Raw genomic sequence first — 589 nt, forward strand, 5'->3', positions numbered from 1 at the left:
GTCCGAGGCCCACCGGCGCGGGTCGCCGGTCAGGTTGATCGCGGCGTTGGTGGCCCCGTGGTACGAGCGGTACGCGGAGAGCGCCTTGGGCCGCCCGGTGTGCACCCGCGCCATCCGTACGGCGTTCTCGACCGCCTCGGCGCCGCCGTTGGTGAAGAAGATCTTGTCGAGGTCCCCTGGGGTGCGCTGGGCGATCAGCCGGGCCGCCTCGGAGCGCACGTCCACCGCGAAGCCGGGCGCGAGCGTGCACATCTTCGCCGCCTGCTCCTGGATGGCGGCCACGACCTTCGGGTGCTGGTGCCCGATGTTGGTGTTGACGAGCTGTGAGGAGAAGTCGAGGAAGCGGTTGCCGTCGTAGTCCCAGAAGTAGGAGCCCTCGGCCCCGGCGATGGCCGGCGGGTCGATCTGGCCCTGTGCCGACCAGGAGTGGAAGACGTGCGCGCGGTCGGCGGCCTTGACCGCGGCACCGGTGGTGGGATCGGGGGCGGGGGCGGAGTGCGTGGACACGTTTCGGTACCTCAATCGCTCGCGGCTCGGTGGACGGCGCCGGCGGTACGGCGGGGTGCGGGGCCGGTCTCTCAGCCTAGGG

Annotated in this window: 1 protein-coding gene; it reads right to left on the reverse strand. The window is 72.0% G+C overall.

Going from position 1 to position 589, the window contains the following annotated elements; all coding sequences use genetic code 11:
• Positions 1-507 (reverse strand): aminotransferase class III-fold pyridoxal phosphate-dependent enzyme (locus tag KUM32_RS39385; RefSeq protein ID WP_217146552.1); only part of this gene is annotated, 507 nt, incomplete at its 3' end.
• Positions 508-589: the final 82 nt, after the last annotated feature.

This window comes from Streptomyces sp. AC627_RSS907 (genome assembly GCF_019049165.1).